Raw genomic sequence first — 1462 nt, 5'->3', positions numbered from 1 at the left:
GGGTTCCATGCCGGTGGGGGTGGGGTAGGCGGGGAAGTTTTGCAGGTCGGAGACGCGCACGATGGTGGCGGGGGAGCAGACGGTGCAGGGGGTGGTTGGTGTGGGGTTGGTGGCGAAGGGAAGGAAGGATCCGTTACCGCAGGGGATGGTTTTGATGCCGGGTTTGGCTGGGTCTCCGTTGGCGCAGATGCGCGGTGGTGCCGTGGTGACCGTGCCGCCGCGTCCTCGCCGTGGGTGACTCGAGGTCCCCGTGCCGCTGGAGCCCGAACTGGAGCCCGCCGTCAGGTCGACACTGCCACCGTTTGCTACACCGCCCGAGATGAGCCCTTCGGGGCAGTCTTCGGTCAGAGACTCGGAAATGGTGCACGCCGAGGCGGGTGAAAGTCCGGGTAGTAAGAACACGAGAAGAATTCCGACTACGAGAGCTGACAAAAGTTTTTGCCGGACCATACGTCCTCCTTGTCGACGAGCAACAGGGACGGCTCCGCTGCGCTCGAGATAAAGCCCACTTGCAAGGGAATTCTGTCTGTACGTTGAGTCGGAGTTACGTCGACGCCAGCGGCATCGAACAGGCGCACGGCTGAAATGTCCGAACAAAGGTACAACTCGATTACCACGCCCCCATGGGGTTCTATGGAACTTCGAATGAGTGACGGCGTGTCATAGGTCGATGCACCGCGGCTTACTAGTCCCTTTTTAGCGAATCCCTCGAATCCGTCCAAGAGTTTGGGAAGGTAGGCGCTGCTGGCAGCGCTTGCGATTCGGTCACCTCTGGTCCCGCCTTCAGCAGTAATTGAATCTGACAGGGCTTCATACTCTGCGTACGCCGCCGTCGCGGCTGCCAACGCTTCCTCGTTGGAGGCGAAGACGGGGGGAGTCTCGGTCGGCGCGGCGGTTGCTTCCGTGACGGGTGTTGTTGTGTCGCTGGGTGTGGGGGCGGGGGTGGCGGAGCATCCGCTGAGCGTGGCGAGGATCAGGAATAGTGTGCCGGCGGTCGTCGCGGCTTTGGGGTGGGGGTGTTGGTGGCGGGGGTGGCGACGCGGCGGGGTTCGCATGCGGTCACCATAGACCGGATTGCTACAACTTTTCGAAGTTTCCACAGGCTGGTTTTTGGGGTGGATTCGCGCTACGTGCGGGGCGAGGTGCTTCTTTCTTCGGGTGTCGATGGTGGAGTCGTGGTGGTGCGGGAGTCCGCGATGGCAGGCGTGGCGGGCTGGTGCCGGCTTTGGGGCGGCCGTTTCGGGCGGTGCGGGTGAACCGGCCGGGCGGGGATCGGTGGGAGCCCCGGGCCGGCTGCAAAACATTTCTTTGGGTATTCTTTGGTGGGTTGGCCCGGTTTCGTGCTTGTAGGAGTGACATTTTCTCGTGTCGGTGGTCGGGTGTTGACTTGAATCATGAACAACCTGGTGCTGGAGCTCACCCGCACGTCGGCCCTGGTGGCTGCGCTGGGTGATTCCAGTGC

The 1462-nt window shown here is 62.6% G+C and carries 1 protein-coding gene; it reads right to left on the bottom strand.

Annotated features, from left to right (window positions below):
• A partial coding sequence (locus BMW72_RS18570) for a hypothetical protein (protein WP_208598230.1) occupies window positions 1–450 on the bottom strand: 450 nt, incomplete at its 3' end.
• Between the last annotated feature and the right edge of the window lie 1012 nt (window positions 451–1462).

The organism is Cryobacterium luteum, assembly GCF_900110125.1.
GTDB classification, from domain to species: domain Bacteria; phylum Actinomycetota; class Actinomycetes; order Actinomycetales; family Microbacteriaceae; genus Cryobacterium; species Cryobacterium luteum.
The sequence above is the reverse complement of the archived record's forward strand: the minus strand, read 5'-3'. Positions and strand labels throughout refer to the sequence as shown.